Origin of the sequence: Acidovorax sp. Root267 (assembly GCF_001429215.1) — a bacterium.
Classification (GTDB): Bacteria; Pseudomonadota; Gammaproteobacteria; order Burkholderiales; family Burkholderiaceae_C; genus Acidovorax; species Acidovorax radicis.
In genome coordinates this window covers 1-14,983 of record NZ_LMJC01000002.1, presented here as the reverse complement: position 1 = coordinate 14,983, position 14,983 = coordinate 1, and the positions used below count along the sequence as shown (strand labels likewise).

The following is a 14,983-nucleotide window of genomic DNA, read 5'->3' as shown; positions in this document are numbered from 1 at the left end:
AAGTTCTGACTAGCATGGCAACACCGAAGCGAATGCAGCAACGGTTTCGTGCGGCCGTGCGCATCCAATCCCGTAGATAGGCCGTGCACCATCCTCCACTTTGCACCGGGCTCATTGCAAAGTTCATATCAAAAATTTCAGGAGACAAATCATCATGGATCCCACAAATCGGTCGGCCTTCTTCATCGAACCTGCCAGCTACCCTCGACCACTCCAGGTCGTCGGCGTGAGCGTCACGGTCCTTGCCTCGGCCAAAAAGACCGGGGCATATGAAGCCTTGTTGCAGGACGGTGTGGAAGGCAGTGGTCCGCCGCCGCACCATCACCCGTGGGATGAGACCTTCTATGTCACGCGCGGCGAAATCGCATTCAAGTTCGGCTCCGGCGATCAGGAGCAGCAGATTGTCGCCCGAGCCGGGACTCTCGTGCACTTGCCCGGGGGCACGGTTCACTCGTTCCGTTTTGGCGAAGGTGGCGGTCAGATGTTCAATATCGGCAGCCGTGAGGCGCTCGAGCCGTTGTTCGAGCATCTTGATCGTGAAATTTCACCTGCCTCGCCTGACTTTGAGCGCCTAGTGGCTATCTCGGCCGAACATCAGTCGATTTTTCAGGTACCGGGCAAGCATCCCTGAACGACCTGCTCGTCACGTTGGCTTAGCGGGTGAATGAATACATGGGCGCGGTGCCTGCGATGTCTGGCTCGTCGTGGCCTCTGGCCCATGTCACTCTGCTGTGGGGCAGTCCACGGAGGCGATGAGCAGCGCCTCAATACCTACCCGTCCACTGTGTGTCGAACGTGAGGAGAACGACAGCGGGCGCGTCGGAATCGTCTCGCTCACATGAAATCCGGCCTCGGAGAGGCATGAGCTCGAACGTGTCCATCGCAGCCAGCGCCACAGCAAAGTGCCGCTCGCGCAAGTGTGTGGACTCACCCGCTTGCGCCGCGCGCAGGCGTCGGCATTCTCGATAAGCGCGCGCCGACCTCGGCCTGCAGTTCGGCTCCTTTCTCGTGCCGAGGGCGCCTTGAGGCAATTGGAAAGTGCGCGAGTGCAGCCCGTCCCGCGCCATGGCGTTCTGCGTAACGAGCCGCCACTTCAGCAGCGCGTTGGCTAGGCGCGTCGGTTAGGCGCGTCGGCTAGGCGTCCAGCCCTCGCACCCTCGGCGAGGAAGTCCTCCCGCAAGCAGTAAACGACCACGCCACGGCCGGTTGGCAGCGGCACCAAGCCCATTGCCTACACGAACACCCAGACGGAACGCGGGCGGAGTGGTCTCGCGGCAGCACCAGGCGCCGGATCAAAGGGTGAAGCTCCACCTTGTGGCGCTGTGGCCGCGTCATTCTCCGCGCCCCGTGGCATAGCACAACTCGACGGGCCCTCCGCACCAGGCGATGGGCAAGGTAGGCCGTTGTCTTGAAGAAAAGCCATTGAAACTTCAAGGCAGAAAATACAGAAGGTTCACATAACGGACCATATAAGCATGTATTTGCGTAGATTTTACGTGCCAATGAAAATTCTTTCGTCGCAAAGGTCCATTTGGTGGATCGACGACCTGAACCAACCCGAAACATCTATGTTCAAAATCTTCGATCTCCTCAATGGGTCGCGCCTGACAGCTCCATACGTCGAGAGTTGCCTGGCAAATGGCGTGGAAGCTATTCACGTCACGCTCAACAACTTCCAGGGCATCAACCCCGTTCCCGACCTTCGCCACTCGCTCAACCAGTTGGCCAACTACCGCGCGCATCTGCGTACGCTGGGCGGGTTGGTAAGGATGGTGGAGTCGGCCGACGACTTCGAACGCGCACGCGCCGACAAGAAACTCGCTGTGGTTCTGGGTTACCAGAACGTCCCTGGCGTCGAACGCGACCTGAACCTGCTGCGCCTGTTTCATGACGCCGGCGTGCGAGTGATCCAGATCGCACACAACATCCGCAACCTCTACGGCGACGGGTGCGCGGAACCTGCCGACGCAGGCCTGTCGTCCTTGGGGCGCGAACTTGTCGTGACCTTGAACGAGCTGGGCATCGTGATCGACCTGTCGCACGTCGGCGACCGTTCGGGCGTCGAGGCGACGAAGCTGTCCAAGCATCCCGTCGCCGTCACGCATGCCAACGCATTTACGGTCTGTCCGAACATGCGCAACAAGTCCGATGCCCTGCTCGACGCGCTGAAGGACAACGGCGGCGTGATCGGCATCACCTACCTCCCGCCGTTGGTGCGCATGCCCACGGAAGGCGCGCCCTCGGCCAAGGACGTCATCGCCCATATCACCCATTGCGCCAAGCGCATAGGCGCTGAGCACGTGGGAATCGGCTCCGACTTCATCACCGACCAGCCCGCGGAGCGCTATCAGGAGTTCATGAAAAAGCCCGAGGTGTATGGCACCTGGCCCTGGCGTTTTCCGGTGGACAACTTGCAACAGCAGCAGGAACTGCTTGAGTCCCTTCTCGCGCAGGAGTTGACCCGGGCCCAGGTTGAAGGCATCGCGCAAGGCAACTTCATGCGCCTCTTCAAGACCATCCTCTCATGAAAGCCCAAGGAGACAACATGACGAAGCAACCCCTGGGAAAGATTCCGCGCGAAGCGATCCTGCAGCTGAGCATCCCTCGCTATGACCGGGAAATCATCGACGGCTTCCACGAGCTGGAAGACCTCACTGGCACGGTCTCCGACGCATTGGACGAAATGGGCATCGACACCGTGGTGCCCGGCTGCAACCTGCCGTCCAACTTCTCTTCTGCCAGGATCGTCGGGCCCGCCCTCACGCTTCGCAATGTCGAACAGCGGGACAACTCCTACCGCGGGGCGAAGGAGCGGGTCTCGAAGATGGCGGAGATCGAGGCGCACAACCTGGCCGAGCCTGGCGATGTCCTGGTGATCGAGGGTGTGGTGGGTATCTCCAATATGGGCGGACTCTCCGTCACCATCGCACAACGCCAGGGCGAGGTCGGCGCGATCATCGACGGCGGCATCCGGGACGTCCAGCACGCACGCGAGCACCAGTTCCCAATCTGGTCGCGCGGGCCCAGCTCGATCACCGGCAAGTGGCGCCTGGAGACGGTGGCGGTGAACGGAACCGTGACCATTCTTGGCGTCCAGGTGCGGCCTGGTGACCTGGTGGTGGCAGACGAGGGGGCCGTCTGTTTTGTCCCTCGAGATGCGGTGCAAGCCGTACTCAAGCGCGCCCACGAAATCGCGGCCGGCGAGGCCAAGCGGTACGCGGACATTCGCGCAGGCGTGCCTGTGCCGGAGCTGGCCCAGCGCACCAACGTCTACAAGTTCAACCCGCAGCAATGACGAGGACCGAAAGCATGCCCGAGGTCACAGGCGTGGCGGAGCTGCCGCTGGTGGACACACACGCCCATATCTACACCGCGTCCATGCCAGTGGCAAAGGATGCGTGGCGCACAGTGGAGAAGCCGGCGCCGGTCGAGGACTTCCTGTCCAATCTGGACGCGCACCATATCCCGTTTGGAGTGATTGCTGCGGCCAGCATGTTCGGTGAGTACAACGAGTACACGCTCCAGTCACTGCGGGCGTCGCCACGGCTACGCGGCACGGTCATTGTTCCGCCGAACATCGATCCCTACATCTTGCGCTGCATGCGCGACGACGGGGTCGTGGGTGTTCGTTGGGTCTGGTTCATGCAGCATGACCTGCCGGATCTGCGTTCAGCCGAGTACCGGCTGTTCTTGGCGCGACTTGCAGATCTCGATCTGCACGTCGAGATCTTGTTGGGTGGCGAGCGCCTCGGCCCAGTGCTGGCGGCGCTGACGGACTGCCCCGCGAAAGTGGTCGTCGACCACTTCGGATTCCCGCCCCCCGAACTTGGAACCCGGTGCCCCGGCTACCAAGCTGCGGTACGCGCCGTCGACAACGACCGCACCTGGGTCAAGATGGCTGCCTGGCATCGTCTTGGGGACATCGGCCCGCAAGTCGGCGCCGCATTGCTCTCTTCGGTCGGTACGGAGCGCGTGCTCTGGGGCAGCGACTGGCCATTCGTCGCGGCGCATGAAGGCTACGCCTATGGCGAAGCGGTCAAGTCCTTCCTGGACGCTGTCCCCGACCCGCTGCAGCGGCGGCAAATCTCTGAAACAGCCCTGCGGCTGTACTTCGGCCATTGAAAATCATGAACAAACTTTTCATTACCCCTGCCTCGCACTTCACGCGCAAGTGCCGCGTCACGCTCATCGAACTGGGTCTGGAAGACCGCTTCGAGTTGATCCCCACCAACTGGCCTCACAACTGGGGGACCGAGACCACCCCGTATCGGGAGGATTTTCTCGACGCATCCCCGATCGCCAGGATTCCAGCATTGCTGACCGAAGACGGATTGCGCTTGACCGACTCGTCAACGATTTGCGAGTACCTGAACGACGAACTCGGCAACTTCCGGTTGTGCCCTCAGACGGGAAGGGAGCGCTGGGAGATTCTCTCCGTTGTCTCCATCGCCACACATGGCTTGATGGAGGCCCAAGTGCTGCGGCGCGCAGAGATGCTGCGCAAGCGCGAAGGGTCGCCCAATCCGCAGGAATTTTCGGGCAGCTTCGTGCGCAAGATGATGGACCGCCAGGACCGCTGCTACGAGTACCTCGACAAGATCTGCGGCGACTTTCGAGATGAGCCGGATCTGGGCCAGATCGCGGTGGCGTGCGCCTGCGCCACATCCGACTTCCGCTTCCCGGAGGACGACTGGCGCAATCCAGCGCCACACCTGGCCAAGTGGTACGACCAATTTGCCCAGCGGCCATCCATGCAGCAAACGATGCAGGGTGAGACCCCGCGCTAATCCCCAGGAGCAAAGACCCCATGAAATTCATCTATTACCGCGAAGAAAGCTCAAACCTCTGGCGTTGGACCCTTTACGGGGAAGACCGCCGCAAGGTCGCCGAGAGCGTCGAGAAGTACTACAACGCCACCGACTGTCTGGCCGCCATCGAGCTGGTCAGGAACTCCAAAAACGCAGAAATCACCCAACGCCAAACGCCATGACTCCAACCCACAGTAACGCTGACAGCCCAGTTGCGCATAACGTCGGCCATTGGATCGACGGCCAGGTCATCCCGGTCGCCGACATCAAGACCTCGCCTGTTTTCAACCCAGCAACGGGCGATATTGCCGCGTGTGTTTCGCTGGCGACGAGTGAGGATGTCGACCGCGCCGTCGAATCCGCCGTGCGCGCCTTTCCCGCCTGGTCGCTGACGCCTCCCATCCGCCGCGCGCGCGTGCTGTTCAAATTCCTGGAGTTGCTGAATCGGCATCGTGACGAGTTGGCTGCTGCCATCACCCGCGAGCATGGCAAGGTGACGTCTGATGCCCAGGGCGAGGTGACGCGCGGAATCGAGATCGTTGAGTTCGCGTGCGGAATTCCTCAACTGCTCAAGGGGGATTTCACCGACCAAGTCTCTACCGGCATCGACAACTGGACCTTGCGACAGCCGCTGGGCGTCGTGGCCGGTGTCACCCCATTCAATTTCCCGGTGATGGTGCCGATGTGGATGTTCCCCGTCGCGATTGCGGCGGGCAACACCTTCATCCTCAAACCCAGCCCGCTGGATCCCACTCCCTCGATCATGCTGGCGCAGTTGCTCAAGGAAGCCGGCCTGCCCGATGGCGTGTTCAATGTAGTGCAGGGAGACAAGGCAGCCGTGGACGCGCTCCTGGAACACCCAGACGTCATGGCGCTGTCATTCGTCGGGTCCACTCCGGTGGCGCACAAGATCTACATCGAAGGCGCCAGGCAGGGTAAGCGGGTGCAGGCGCTGGGTGGCGCGAAGAACCACATGGTCGTCATGCCTGACGCAGACATGGAACAGGCAGCGGACGCCTTGATTGGTGCAGCGTTTGGCTCTGCAGGCGAGCGGTGCATGGCTCTTTCCGTCGCCGTCATGGTCGGCGACGCAGCCGAACGCATCCTTCCGATCCTCACGCAGAAGACTCGTGCCCTAAAGGTCAGAAACGGAACGGACCCTGAGGCGGAGATGGGGCCAATCATCAGCAGCGCCGCGCGGGAGCGGATCGCCGGCTACATCGCGCAAGGACAGAGCGAAGGTGCGAAGCTGCTGGTGGATGGGCGCGAGTTCACCCATGCAAGTGCGGGCGCCGGTTGCGACAGCGGGTTCTGGCTGGGCGGCACGCTGTTCGACCAGGTGACCCCTGAGATGAGTATCTACAAAGAAGAGATCTTCGGCCCGGTACTCGGCTGCCTGCGCGTTGCAACGCTGAACGAAGCTGTTGATCTGATCAACGCCCATGAGTACGGGAACGGCGTGTGCTGCTACACCCGCGACGGTGGCACTGCCCGTGAATTCGCCCGCAGGATCGAAGTGGGCATGGTCGGGATCAATGTGCCGTTGCCCGTACCGATGGCCTGGCACGGTTTCGGTGGATGGAAGAAGAGCCTGTTCGGCGACATCCACATCTATGGCGAAGAGGGCGTGCGCTTTTACACCAAGCAGAAATCCATCATGCAGCGCTGGCCGGCGGGCAAACGCACGGGCGCTGAGTTCAGCATGCCAACGGCGGTTTGACCCCAGGAAAGGACGCGGATTTCTCCTCCGACGCCAGCCAGTACGGCTGGCGTCGAGGGACGCCTGGGCCAACAAGCCCCGGTGGGTTAGGTTTGTGTGGAAATCAACATACTGCGCCTCGTTTATTGGCAGCTGTGCGCTCCCAGGTCGTCAGGACCAGCGACCGCTTAATGGCAGTCAGCGTGAGTACGGACTGCGCCAGCGAAGGACAGCAAACGCTGCAGGACAGACTTCCAGCGTGGCGGGCTTCAGACTGATCTAAGTCATTCACGGTCCAGCGTCTGAACGGCAGCAACCGCCAACACCGGTCGTTAGACGCCCCCTGCCGCACGATCAACGTTACGCATGTGGAAAATTTGTTACAAGGGGGTAAGGTGAGCCGATTCGTTGTCAGAGGTCAGGTCCGTTGGCGATTTTCAACTGCCGCATGAGCCAGTTCGCGGTGAACTCGAAGTGCTCCTGCATGTTCGACTCCGCCGTATGGCCATCTTCCCCAAAGACCAGTTGCGTCACATTGAAGCCAAGAGCGGTCAGCGATGCAGGTTCGTCTTTGGAGACGAGATCTTCGCGGGCACCGTTCACCATGAGAATCGGTTTGCGCAACTGAACTGCGGTTGGCATCTTCAGTTGGCGTGAGAGTTGGAATGCTTCGTAGTACTCGCACATTGCCTGGCGAGGCGTCGTCTGCGGATTCATATTGGCAAATACGGTGTAGGGCGCGACGATCCATGCAGGCGCTGTCTTGCAATGCGCTTGTCCGAAGCTCGAATCGCTGGGGCCGCCTATGTTGACAATCGCTTTGTAAAAGTCGTTCCTCAATCCACCAAGCGTTCCCAAATAACCCCCCATGCTCCAACCGTAAATCGCCACCCGGCTCGCGTCCAGGTCGCTGCGGGTCTGGATGTAGTCCGCAACGGTGTCGAGCATCGCAGAGGACTCTGGACGGAATCCCAACTGGTTTTCCCCGGTGTCTGGATTTTCCACAACGAGGGTTGCGAACCCACGACCCACGAAGTAGTCGCTGTGCCGGATCATCTCCGTCTTCAGGTTGTCGAGACCACCGAGAATGACCAGTACCGGTGGCTTCTCATTGCTGCTGTTCCGTGCGGGCGGTGCTCGAAAATAGCCAACGAATTCTTTTTCACCAGCCCTGAATTTGATCCGTTGGAGTGGTTTTCCCAGAACCGCATGGGCTTTTTCGGTCGCCTGTATGTCCGCAATGGGGACCTGCTTGGGCAGTCGGTTCATCCGCAGATAGAAAGCGGCCTTCTTGTATTCGGCCGATGCGGTCTCACGGTCGCCCCGCACCTCGGCCACGTGCGCTTGCTCCAGGTGCACCTGGGCGGGCTTGCTGAAAGTGGCTTGCCAGGCCGACTGCAACGGTCCCGCATGCTCCGGCAGCGCTCCGACGACTTCATCGAATGTGCTTGCTTTGATGCCGGCATCCTCAAGCCACCAACAGATGTTGAACTTGAACGAGGGATGCATGCGAGCGATTCCTCCTGGGTACTCGGCCTGTCCTTTCCTGCAGAAATCGGCCATGCTGTCCGCTGTCCTGACCGGGGAGATGCCCTGCGCTGCGGATTCGCTCGGCGCTGCCACAGCAAGAAGGACGGCGCCAAGGGCCGTCAAAAGTTTCAAGATCAATTTGTTAGTCACGGTTTTTCCTTTGATGGGTTTGGCGGCTCACGTCCGTCACTCGGGCAATGAAGTGATCTACGGGGCGCTATTGGGGCGACACACTGGGCAGCCAGCCATTGCTGCGATACCAAGCGACCGTATCGGCAACGGTTTGCTCGATCGGGCGAAATTTCAGTTGAAGGTTCTGCTCGCTCTTCGTGTGGTTGAAATGACTGCGCCCAGCCTCCTTGCGCATCAGCCTCACCGTCGCCAGGCTGAGCAAGATGGGTTTGCCGCTGATCCTCGCGTAGAACTCCTGCACGGTCGCAAGGAGATACAGGAGCGGGAAGGGCAAGTTGCGTGTCGGCGTCTTGATGCCTGCGATCTTCCCCATCAAAGGCACCAACTCCTGCATCGTCATGTGGCGCCCAGCAGCCAAATAGCGCTCGCCACGTTGCCCTCGCTCCGCAGCCGCAATCTGAGCCCCCGCTACATCGCGGGCATCGACAACGGAAAAACTCCCCGGCAGCAATCCAGGCAATTTTCCAAGCACCACATCGTTGACAAATTGCCCTGACGAGGTGGGGCCGATATCGGCGGGCCCCCACATCCACCCTGGCAAGACAAAGCTCGCGTGCATGTCCGGGTGCGCAGAAAGAAAGGCAGACACGACTTGATCGGCCAGTATCTTGCTGCGGTAGTAGTCGTCCTCGGCATCTGCCAGGTCACGCAGACAGGTCTCGTCGATGGGCATCCCCGGCTCGCCATTCAGTACCGCGATGGATGAGGTCTGAACGAAGCTCCGTATACCCGCGGCATAGGCCTGCGCGATGAGCTGCTGCGTGCCGTCCACATTGATGCGTTTGAGTTCATCCCAGTGACTGCCTCCCTTGAAGTTGTCTCGAAAGAAAGCGGCGGTGTGAAACACCACATCGCATCCGTACAGTGCCCGGGAGAACGCGGTTACATCCGCCATGTCGCCCAGCACCAGCTCAACGCCTTTCACCCCCGCAAACTGTTGCAGGCCTTTGGCCTTCGAGCGGACGAGGGCTTTGACGCAGACACCACGTGCAACCAGCTCGCGCACAAGGTTGTTGCCGAGAAGGCCGGTGGCGCCAGTAACAAACGCTGACCTTGGAGTGTAGGTTTTTTCCATATCGATTGAAATTCAAAGATCAAGTGAGCTTTGAATGTACATTTGACACTTTGAAATATCAAGTGATATCTGAAATGGAGCGCAACTTGTGTCCAGAAGCACGCCCCTGCAGTCGATATCCAAAGTTCATGTGATATGTTTATGGCATGAGCCCCACGACAGCAAGAAGGCGCCTGACCCGCGAGGAAAGTCGGGCGCAGACGCGCGAGCGCCTGATCGACACTGCGCAGCAATTGTTCGTGTCGAACGGGTATGGGGGCGCGTCGATCCGCGACATTGCGGACAAGGCGGGCTACTCCCAAGGCGCTTTTTATTCAAATTTCTCGAGCAAGGAAGACGTCCTGCTGGAGTTGCTGCGACGGCACATGGAAGCGGAAGCAATGCAGCTTTCCACGGTCATGGGCAAGGACTCGCAACAGCCCGATCAGATGTTGGCCGAATTGGACGCCTGGGCTTCCACGCTCAATCAAGATGCCGACTGGTGCATGCTTTCCATCGAACTGCAGTTGCATGCCAATCGCAGCCCGACGTTCGCTGCGGAGTACCAGAAGGTGTGGGACAAACACCGGTCCGAGATCGGCGGCGTGATTGGCCTGTTGTTCGAAAAGATCGGGCGTGCTCCTCCAGCAGCACTGGATGAACTGGCCGCTGCTTTCATGGCGCTTTCACATGGGCTGGCACTGCAAAGGACCACCGATCGCCTGCATCCGTCCGGACGCATGATCATGGTGTTCCTGCGTGGCTTGATAGCAAGTGCGAATAGTGAATCGCCCGGCTGAGCTAGACACTTTCGAGCCTCAAGCCCTAGCCCAATAGGGGGTTCCATGACAAAGCAACCGTATCCCGAAGAATTCAAGATCGAAGCGGCTAAGCAGATCGCGAAGCGAGGCCAGCTGGCGAGAGCCGTCGTCCACATGTACATCGCTGAACGACTGCTGTCATCAATAGCAGTCAGCCTTCGCCGTCCACCACGATGTTCTGCTCATTCTCCGATCTTGCGCCACCGGGCAGTGAGTAGCCCTCTACAGCCTGGTTATCAGGGATGCGAGCCAATGGCCCCTCACCCCACGAGCTCAGCCAAACCCATGGTCATTCGCGACGGCGCAATGCTGATGATCTCTGGCTCCACAACGTGGTGCTTCACAAAAGGGTCTTCTTCAACCCGAGCGGTCACCTCGGCCTTGCTGAGCTTGACTGCCAGGAGCGCACCGCCTTGCGCATTCTCCAGAGAGCCTGCGAGCAGGAACACCCCATCGCTGATCCCCTTTTCAATCCACTCCTTGTGCCCGGCCATCCACTGCGGGGCTTGCGAACGATTGGGTCCGAATTTGAGCAAGACAATGTGCATGAGAACTCTCTCCTATTGATAGCGATTTCAGAGTTGGAATCCGCGTCTACTTTTGCGGTGCGCCTGGACCCGCTGCATCCAGCACCCAGGCTTCGATCTGCTTGACCTCATGGTGAATGAAAGCCTCGTCATGGAAGGCATTTGCCAAAGCTGCAATGCCTTGGCTTCGCGCCAACAGGTGCATGGCCAGAACATCGGCATCCTTGATGCGACCCAGCTCTACAAACTGCTGCGCCAGCCAACGTCGGAACTGGCCAAAGATCATTCCCGCCTCGCCTTGTGAGGGATGTTCGAGCTTTGCCAGTTCGGCGCACAGCGTTCCTACTGGGCAACCGAAGCGCTGAATGTCTTTGCGGTTGTCGATCAGCATCTGAGCAAAGCATTTCAGCCTCTCGATAGGCGTGCGCCCCTTGAGCGCCCAGGCCTCCAGCATCCCCTGCGTCTTGGCCGCTCTGTGAGCGATGACTTCCTTGAGGATGTCGTCCTTGGTTTTGAAGTGGTAGTAGAAGTTGCCGCGTGAGATACCCACTGCATCAGCAATGTCCGCGAACGAAGTGTTCTCAAAGCCGCGTTGATAGAACAGGAGATCGGCTTTCTCGACGATCTCCTGCCGCGTGCTGGGTTTAGGCGCTGCGGACTTCATGCTGCCGCCATTGTTGAAAGCGACTGCTCAGCGGCCGATGGATAGTCCGTGTATCCGCGCTCGTCTCCCCCATAGAACGTGGCCGGATGGGAAGGCGCGAGAGGAAGATCTCGACGCAGTCGTGTGACCAAGTCCGGATTGGCAATGAAGGGCTTGCCGAAGGCGATCAAGTCGGCAGTGCCTTGCTCGATAGCTGCCATGGCTCGGGCTCTGTCGTAACCGTTGTTGGCGATGTAGGTACCGCCAAAGCGGCGCCGCAGTTCTCGATAGTCCATGGCGGTAGCCATGGCCGACATATCCCCCTCCAGCACATGAAGATATCCCAGGTGCAGTTTGGAAAGCTCTTGGGCGTAGTACCCAAAATGCGCTGCCGGGTCGCTGTCGCGCATGTCGTTGAAGCAGTTTTCTGGACTGAATCGCACACCGATACGTCCCTTCGGCCAGATCTCGCTGACGGCAGCCGCGATCTCCAGCAGAAACGTCAACCGCCCTGCGGGTGATCCTCCATACCGGTCGCCCCGTTGATTGCTTCCGTCTCGCAGAAACTGATCAATCAGGTACCCATTCGCGGCGTGGATCTCGACTCCGTCGAAGCCTGCAGCTTTTGCCACTGCGGCGGCCTTCTTGAATTGGTCCACCACCTGGAGGATATCCGCAGTGGTCAGCTTTCTTGGCGTCACGAACGGCTGCATCCCAACATAGGTGACTGCCAGACCTTCGGGCTTGATCGCTGAAGGGGCCACGGGCAGTTCCTCGTTCACCTGAAGACGGGGGTGTGAGATACGACCGCAGTGCTGTAGCTGGGCAAAGATGTGCCCACCTTTGGCATGGACCGCGTCAGTGACCTTCCGCCATCCCAGCGCCTGTTCCTCCGTGTAGATCCCGGGCGTTCCAGGATATCCAACCCCCTGAGCCGACACGGGAGCAGATTCCGAGATCACAAGCCCGGCATCTCCACGCTGTCCGTAGTGGATCGACATGAGAGGGGACGGTACGCCCTCTGGTGCAGCGCGGTTGCGCGTCATCGGCGCCATGACGATCCGGTTGCCGAGCAACATGTCGCTCAGCATGAAGGGGGCAAAAAGCTCATGCATGCAAGACTCCAAAGGTTTAGGTCGTTTGTCCTAATATCGTAGGACAAATGACCTAATCATGTCAACACGCATCTTGGATGCTCGATCAGTTCAAGCTAGTAGCCATCCAGATCTTCTTGGGGAGCTGTGGCTCTCTAGTTGGGTGCTCGTGTGATCGTCTGGTTACTGGGGCAAAGCAGAAATATGCACGCCGCCATCAATGGTCCGCAACCGCTGCAAAACCGACCTCCAGCGTGGCAGCTTCAGGCTGGGAACGGACTGACGGGCTGGAGGGGCGAAAGACAGCTTTGATCGAAACCGTACTCTCTGGTGGAGCCAAGCTACCCTGAAGCTGGCTCAGGTAATCCAATTCCACGACTGGCTGCCGAACCTCACTTCTGTGCAGTCTTGGCCCCCGCCTCAAGTCGGAGCGCTGCGATGTCCCGTTTGGGTACTACGCCGAAGAAGCGGCTGTACTCTCGACTGAACTGCGAAGGGCTTTCATAGCCGACCTTGAACGCGTCCCGTGAAACATCCAGATGTTCGTTCAGCCTCAAACGCTATGCTTCATTCATCCTTATCCGGCAAGCGCTCAGCTCACCGTGATGTAAGCGAAGCGATGTACGGCCTAGCTGCGCACACGACGAACGAAATCGGCAATTGCCGTCCCCACTTCATCGGGGTTGGTCTCCTGGATATAGTGACCACCCTTAACCGTAACCTCGGTCTGGTTGGGCCAAGTCTTCACGATGTCGTACAGACGGCTGCTCAGCAGATAGCCCGGCTCGGCACGGATGAGCAGCTTGGGGACATCGCTTTGGCCAAGCCAGCGCGAATAGTCCTCAACGATCTTCACGGTGTGCGCGGGTTGGCCTTCAATTGGCAAGTCGAACGAAATTTGAGGCCTGCGGTCCTCGCCGGGATTGAGGAACGGGACGCGATAGTGAGCTTTCTCCACATCGGTGAAGTCACGTGCACTGAGCAAAAAGCCTTCGAGAAAGTCAGCGCCCTGCAGGCTTGCCTCCAGTCCTTCAGGTGTCATGTGTTTGAGCTGCGCCTGCACATACTCAGGAAAGTCCGACACGAGCAGCGGGGCAACGATGGATTCCATGTAAGCAATACCCTGAACGCGGCTGCGGTGCTGGTTGGCCCAGTCAAAGCCGACCATCGAACCGGTGTCATGCAACACAAGGATCACCTCATCTCCGAGGTCCAGTGCGTCCAACAGGCCATGCAGGTACTTGCGCTGCTCGTTGAAGCTGTATCGAGACGCGCCAAGCGCCGGGTCGAGCTTCTTGGAATCGCCCATGCCCATGAAATCAGCGGCGATCAAGCGCCCCTGTCCCTTGAGATGCCGCATCACATTGCGCCAGAGGTAGGAAGACGTCGGATTCCCGTGCTGGAAGACGATGGGCGCCCCCTCGCCTTCGTCGATATAGGCCATCCTGTGACCGTGAATGTCGAGGTACTTCTTCGCTGCAAAAGGCTGCTCCGAGACTATGGCGTGAAATTGGCTCATTCGTTTCTCCGTTAGTTGAAGGGTGCTTCGATTGCGGTCGACGCAGGCGCAAATGCGGGTGCGTAAGGCGATTGCAGTTCGCGGGCGGCGTTTTGTGTAGCGAAGGAAGCAACCAACAGGATGAGTCCCACAGCCGCTGGAATGGCGCCCTTGGGCTTGCGGACGCCCAGATGCGCGAGGCCTGACAAGACCAGGTGATAGAGGATGCCAACGTAGGCCAGATCGCTGAGCGCCACGTTGAAGTGCCACAGCACTGCGATAGGCCCGAGCAGCTTGATAACAATCATGAAAGGCACTAGGAGCGGGGCTGTATAGCCCAGCTCCGCCTGCGCCTTGCGTACAAAGTCGCCTTTGGCGATGTACATCGCGGCTGAAGCGAAATAGAGCAGAGACAGCAGCGCGGTGCTGATCCAGTAGAGGTAGACAGTGGCCATGGTGTTTTGCTAGTCAGCAATTGAGTTCAACATGCAGCAAGGATGTCGTTTAAGATAAATATTGACAAGTAGGATGAAAAAATGGTGCTTAGTATGAAAAAGCAGACTAATGAAAACACCGGGATCAACATGCACGAGGAAATGCGGCGTGCATTTGCCCTGCTTTCAGGCAAATGGAAGCTGGAAATCATGTGGTTGCTCAACCAGCGGATCTACCGTTTTGGCGAGTTGCGCAAGGCGATACCCGGGATCACGCAGCACATGCTGACGGCGCAGTTGCGCGAGTTGGAGGCGGATGGATTGGTATCGCGGACCGTGTTTGCGGAGGTGCCGCCGCGCGTTGAATACGAGATCACGTCAAAAGCGCGGGCGCTTGGCCCTACGATGCAGGCCCTCACCGAATGGTGGGCTGAACACGGTGGCAGCACACCAGCAGTTCGACCAGTTTCAAGCGGTCGTAAACCAAAGAGTTGAGGGGAGCGGTGTGATGTTTGCCTAGTGCCGCGTCGGCACAGGAATCAGTCCCTGTCGGTGCGCATGAGCGTTGGCCATCATGGATAGACTGTTGGTGCCGATGCAATCTTGACCAGCTAAACCGCAAAGTGCCAATCCAATATTGACCAGGGTGTTCCACTGACCTGCTGAGAATTTCAGCAGGGATT

The 14,983-nt window shown here is 59.2% G+C and carries 16 protein-coding genes; 9 read left to right on the top strand and 7 right to left on the bottom strand.

Features of this window, described 5'->3' with window-relative positions:
- The first annotated feature begins 154 nt into the window (after positions 1-154).
- From ASE39_RS04380 to ASE39_RS04350, 7 genes are all read left to right on the top strand, one after another.
- The gene (locus ASE39_RS04380) at positions 155-631 is read left to right on the top strand and encodes a cupin domain-containing protein (protein ID WP_057270345.1); all 477 of its coding nucleotides are present in this window, start codon (positions 155-157) and stop codon (positions 629-631) included.
- A gap of 844 nt (positions 632-1,475) precedes the next feature.
- Positions 1,476-2,528, top strand: coding sequence for a membrane dipeptidase (locus tag ASE39_RS04375; protein WP_082615329.1), 1,053 nt, complete (start codon positions 1,476-1,478; stop codon positions 2,526-2,528).
- A 17-nt stretch (positions 2,529-2,545) separates the two neighbouring features.
- Complete coding sequence (locus ASE39_RS04370; protein WP_057270436.1) at positions 2,546-3,295, top strand: RraA family protein; 750 nt, start codon at positions 2,546-2,548, stop codon at positions 3,293-3,295.
- A gap of 14 nt (positions 3,296-3,309) precedes the next feature.
- Positions 3,310-4,122: an amidohydrolase family protein gene (locus tag ASE39_RS04365; RefSeq protein ID WP_158004235.1), complete on the top strand. Its 813-nt coding sequence runs from the start codon at positions 3,310-3,312 to the stop codon at positions 4,120-4,122.
- A gap of 5 nt (positions 4,123-4,127) precedes the next feature.
- Positions 4,128-4,787 carry a glutathione S-transferase family protein gene (locus ASE39_RS04360; RefSeq protein ID WP_057270342.1) on the top strand — a complete coding sequence of 220 codons (660 nt, stop codon included), beginning with the start codon at positions 4,128-4,130 and terminating at the stop codon, positions 4,785-4,787.
- A 20-nt stretch (positions 4,788-4,807) separates the two neighbouring features.
- Entirely contained in the window at positions 4,808-4,990 is a 183-nt protein-coding gene (locus ASE39_RS04355) for a DUF1508 domain-containing protein (protein WP_057270341.1), read from the top strand.
- Positions 4,987-6,528, top strand: coding sequence for a CoA-acylating methylmalonate-semialdehyde dehydrogenase (locus ASE39_RS04350; RefSeq protein ID WP_057270340.1), 1,542 nt, complete (start codon positions 4,987-4,989; stop codon positions 6,526-6,528). The genes ASE39_RS04355 and ASE39_RS04350 overlap by 4 nt, the downstream gene beginning before the upstream one ends.
- Before the next feature lie 390 nt (positions 6,529-6,918).
- Here the strand turns inward: ASE39_RS04350 and ASE39_RS04345 are convergent, their stop codons facing one another.
- Positions 6,919-8,187, bottom strand: coding sequence for an alpha/beta hydrolase (locus ASE39_RS04345; RefSeq protein ID WP_029413333.1), 1,269 nt, complete (start codon positions 8,185-8,187; stop codon positions 6,919-6,921).
- Between the two features lie 67 nt (positions 8,188-8,254).
- Positions 8,255-9,304: an SDR family oxidoreductase gene (locus ASE39_RS04340; protein ID WP_057226054.1), complete on the bottom strand. Its 1,050-nt coding sequence runs from the start codon at positions 9,302-9,304 to the stop codon at positions 8,255-8,257.
- A 146-nt stretch (positions 9,305-9,450) separates the two neighbouring features.
- On the opposite strand from ASE39_RS04340, the gene ASE39_RS04335 reads away from it, so the two are divergent.
- Positions 9,451-10,083: a TetR/AcrR family transcriptional regulator gene (locus ASE39_RS04335; protein WP_057226056.1), complete on the top strand. Its 633-nt coding sequence runs from the start codon at positions 9,451-9,453 to the stop codon at positions 10,081-10,083.
- Between the two features lie 281 nt (positions 10,084-10,364).
- On the opposite strand, the gene ASE39_RS04330 is transcribed toward ASE39_RS04335, so the two are convergent.
- The 5 genes from ASE39_RS04330 to ASE39_RS04310 all read right to left on the bottom strand — a co-directional run bounded on the left by ASE39_RS04330 (position 10,365) and on the right by ASE39_RS04310 (position 14,321).
- On the bottom strand, positions 10,365-10,652 hold the full coding sequence (locus tag ASE39_RS04330) for a hypothetical protein (protein ID WP_057226057.1): 288 nt from the start codon (positions 10,650-10,652) through the stop codon (positions 10,365-10,367).
- A gap of 46 nt (positions 10,653-10,698) precedes the next feature.
- The gene (locus tag ASE39_RS04325) at positions 10,699-11,295 is read right to left on the bottom strand and encodes a TetR/AcrR family transcriptional regulator (RefSeq protein ID WP_057226058.1); all 597 of its coding nucleotides are present in this window, start codon (positions 11,293-11,295) and stop codon (positions 10,699-10,701) included.
- Positions 11,292-12,389, bottom strand: a complete 1,098-nt coding sequence (locus ASE39_RS04320; RefSeq protein ID WP_057226060.1) for an alkene reductase — start codon at positions 12,387-12,389, stop codon at positions 11,292-11,294. The genes ASE39_RS04325 and ASE39_RS04320 overlap by 4 nt, the downstream gene beginning before the upstream one ends.
- Before the next feature lie 607 nt (positions 12,390-12,996).
- Positions 12,997-13,887: a haloalkane dehalogenase gene (locus tag ASE39_RS04315; RefSeq protein WP_057270339.1), complete on the bottom strand. Its 891-nt coding sequence runs from the start codon at positions 13,885-13,887 to the stop codon at positions 12,997-12,999.
- Positions 13,888-13,898: 11 nt separating this feature from the next.
- Positions 13,899-14,321 carry a DoxX family protein gene (locus ASE39_RS04310; RefSeq protein WP_057270338.1) on the bottom strand — a complete coding sequence of 141 codons (423 nt, stop codon included), beginning with the start codon at positions 14,319-14,321 and terminating at the stop codon, positions 13,899-13,901.
- Positions 14,322-14,414: 93 nt separating this feature from the next.
- Between ASE39_RS04310 and ASE39_RS04305 the strand changes: the two genes are divergently transcribed.
- Positions 14,415-14,795: a helix-turn-helix domain-containing protein gene (locus tag ASE39_RS04305; RefSeq protein ID WP_199864239.1), complete on the top strand. Its 381-nt coding sequence runs from the start codon at positions 14,415-14,417 to the stop codon at positions 14,793-14,795.
- The last annotated feature ends 188 nt before the right edge of the window (positions 14,796-14,983 follow it).